General features: G+C 48.4%; 1 rRNA gene. It reads left to right on the top strand.

Going from position 1 to position 3,164, the window contains the following annotated elements:
* Positions 1-142: 142 nt before the first annotated feature.
* A 23S ribosomal RNA gene (locus BDW25_RS10810) occupies positions 143-3,064 on the top strand.
* Positions 3,065-3,164 lie beyond the last annotated feature (100 nt).

The following is a 3,164-nucleotide window of genomic DNA, read 5'->3' as shown; positions in this document are numbered from 1 at the left end:
CCATTGTACATTGAAAACTAGATAAGTAAGTAAATAGATTTTACCAAGCAAAACCGAGTGAATAGAGTTTTAAATAAGCTTGAATTCATAAAAAATAATCGCTAGTGTTCGAAAGAACACTCACAGATTAATAACTATATTAGATTAAGTTATTAAGGGCGCACGGTGGATGCCTTGGCACTAGAAGCCGATGAAGGACGTTACTAACGACGATATGCTTTGGGTAGCTGTAAGTAAGCGTTGATCCAGAGATTTCCGAATGGGGAAACCCAGCACAAGTTATGTTGTGTTATCGACAAGTGAATTCATAGCTTGTCAGAAGGCAGACCCGGAGAACTGAAACATCTTAGTACCCGGAGGAAGAGAAAGAAAATTCGATTCCCTGAGTAGCGGCGAGCGAAACGGGAAGAGCCCAAACCAATAAGCTTGCTTATTGGGGTTGTAGGACACTCTATACGGAGTTACAAAGGAATATATTAAACGAATCATCTGGAAAGTTGAATCAAAGAAGGTAATAATCCTGTAGTTGAAAATATATTCTCTCTTGAGTGGATCCTGAGTACGACGGAGCACGTGAAATTCCGTCGGAATCTGGGAGGACCATCTCCTAAGGCTAAATACTCTCTAGTGACCGATAGTGAACCAGTACCGTGAGGGAAAGGTGAAAAGTACCCCGGAAGGGGAGTGAAAGAGAACTTGAAACCGTGTGCTTACAAGTAGTCAGAGCCCGTTAATGGGTGATGGCGTGCCTTTTGTAGAATGAACCGGCGAGTTACGATCTGATGCAAGGTTAAGCAGAAAATGTGGAGCCGTAGCGAAAGCGAGTCTGAATAGGGCGTGTAGTATTTGGTCGTAGACCCGAAACCAGGTGATCTACCCATGGTCAGGTTGAAGTTCAGGTAACACTGAATGGAGGACCGAACCGACTTACGTTGAAAAGTGAGCGGATGAACTGTGGGTAGCGGAGAAATTCCAATCGAACTTGGAGATAGCTGGTTCTCTCCGAAATAGCTTTAGGGCTAGCCTCAAGTGATGATTATTGGAGGTAGAGCACTGTTTGGACGAGGGGCCCCTCTCGGGTTACCGAATTCAGACAAACTCCGAATGCCAATTAATTTAACTTGGGAGTCAGAACATGGGTGATAAGGTCCGTGTTCGAAAGGGAAACAGCCCAGACCACCAGCTAAGGTCCCAAAATATATGTTAAGTGGAAAAGGATGTGGCGTTGCCCAGACAACTAGGATGTTGGCTTAGAAGCAGCCATCATTTAAAGAGTGCGTAATAGCTCACTAGTCGAGTGACACTGCGCCGAAAATGTACCGGGGCTAAACATATTACCGAAGCTGTGGATTGTCCTTTGGACAATGGTAGGAGAGCGTTCTAAGGGCGTTGAAGCATGATCGCAAGGACATGTGGAGCGCTTAGAAGTGAGAATGCCGGTGTGAGTAGCGAAAGACGGGTGAGAATCCCGTCCACCGATTGACTAAGGTTTCCAGAGGAAGGCTCGTCCGCTCTGGGTTAGTCGGGTCCTAAGCTGAGGCCGACAGGCGTAGGCGATGGATAACAGGTTGATATTCCTGTACCACCTATAATCGTTTTAATCGATGGGGGGACGCAGTAGGATAGGCGAAGCGTACGATTGGATTGTACGTCTAAGCAGTGAGATTGAGTGTTAGGCAAATCCGGCACTCTTAAGATTGAGCTGTGATGGGGAGAGGAAATTGTTTCCTCGAGTCGTTGATTTCACACTGCCGAGAAAAGCCTCTAGATAGAGATTAGGTGCCCGTACCGCAAACCGACACAGGTAGTCAAGATGAGAATTCTAAGGTGAGCGAGCGAACTCTCGTTAAGGAACTCGGCAAAATGACCCCGTAACTTCGGGAGAAGGGGTGCTCTTTAGGGTGCAAGCCCAGAAGAGCCGCAGTGAATAGGCCCAAGCGACTGTTTATCAAAAACACAGGTCTCTGCTAAACCGTAAGGTGATGTATAGGGGCTGACGCCTGCCCGGTGCTGGAAGGTTAAGAGGAGTGGTTAGCTTCTGCGAAGCTACGAATCGAAGCCCCAGTAAACGGCGGCCGTAACTATAACGGTCCTAAGGTAGCGAAATTCCTTGTCGGGTAAGTTCCGACCCGCACGAAAGGCGTAACGATTTGGGCACTGTCTCAACGAGAGACTCGGTGAAATCATAGTACCTGTGAAGATGCAGGTTACCCGCGACAGGACGGAAAGACCCCGTGGAGCTTTACTGTAGCCTGATATTGAAATTCGGCACAGCTTGTACAGGATAGGTAGGAGCCTTTGAAACGTGAGCGCTAGCTTACGTGGAGGCGTTGGTGGGATACTACCCTAGCTGTGTTGGCTTTCTAACCCGCACCACTTATCGTGGTGGGAGACAGTGTCAGGCGGGCAGTTTGACTGGGGCGGTCGCCTCCTAAAAGGTAACGGAGGCGCTCAAAGGTTCCCTCAGAATGGTTGGAAATCATTCATAGAGTGTAAAGGCATAAGGGAGCTTGACTGCGAGACCTACAAGTCGAGCAGGGTCGAAAGACGGACTTAGTGATCCGGTGGTTCCGCATGGAAGGGCCATCGCTCAACGGATAAAAGCTACCCCGGGGATAACAGGCTTATCTCCCCCAAGAGTTCACATCGACGGGGAGGTTTGGCACCTCGATGTCGGCTCATCGCATCCTGGGGCTGTAGTCGGTCCCAAGGGTTGGGCTGTTCGCCCATTAAAGCGGTACGCGAGCTGGGTTCAGAACGTCGTGAGACAGTTCGGTCCCTATCCGTCGTGGGCGTAGGAAATTTGAGAGGAGCTGTCCTTAGTACGAGAGGACCGGGATGGACATACCTCTGGTGTACCAGTTGTCGTGCCAACGGCATAGCTGGGTAGCTATGTATGGACGGGATAAGTGCTGAAAGCATCTAAGCATGAAGCCCCCCTCAAGATGAGATTTCCCAACTTCGGTTATAAGATCCCTCAGAGATGATGAGGTTAATAGGTTCGAGGTGGAAGCGTGGTGACACGTGGAGCTGACGAATACTAATCGATCGAAGACTTAATCAATTTTTTCAAGTTTTGCGACGCAAATCTTTACTTACTATCTAGTTTTGAATGTATAATCATTCACTTGTCTGGTGACAATGGCAAGGAGGTCACACCTGTT

This window comes from Staphylococcus sp. AtDRG32 (assembly GCF_004365845.1).
In the GTDB taxonomy this organism is placed as follows: domain Bacteria; phylum Bacillota; class Bacilli; order Staphylococcales; family Staphylococcaceae; genus Staphylococcus; species Staphylococcus hominis.
The sequence above is the reverse complement of the archived record's forward strand: the minus strand, read 5'-3'. Positions and strand labels throughout refer to the sequence as shown.